This window comes from Pseudomonas peli (genome assembly GCF_050563605.1).
GTDB lineage: Bacteria > Pseudomonadota > Gammaproteobacteria > Pseudomonadales > Pseudomonadaceae > Aquipseudomonas > Aquipseudomonas peli_A.
Genome location: NZ_JBNXUH010000348.1, coordinates 1 through 340, shown reverse-complemented (window position 1 = coordinate 340; position 340 = coordinate 1). Strand labels below are relative to the sequence as shown.

Here is a 340-nt window from a genome sequence, read left to right as displayed (position 1 = left end):
TATAAGAGACAGGATCAGCACGCGCGGCGACGGCTGCAGGAAGCTGTTTTCGTGAACTTTGTTGATGAAGTACTGCAGCATCTTCTCGCAGACGCTGAAGTCGGCGATCACGCCGTCTTTCATCGGACGGATGGCAGCAATGTTGCCAGGGGTACGGCCGAGCAGGGGGTTTGCTTGTGGTCGGGCGCGGGAGCGTGGACGCGGCGACGAGGGCGGGAGGAGAACGGCGAGAGGGCGGGGGAAGGAGGAGGCGGTGAGCAGGAANCGGTCTTTCATCGTACGGATGTCAGCAATGTTTCCATGCGTACGGCCGAGCATGCGTTTGGCTTCGATTCCGACC

General features: G+C 60.8%; 1 pseudogene. It reads right to left on the bottom strand.

What is annotated here, in order from left to right:
• Positions 1-177 (bottom strand): annotated as a pseudogene (locus ACQ4LH_RS21960) (rod shape-determining protein); the annotation flags it as partial.
• Positions 178-340: the final 163 nt, after the last annotated feature.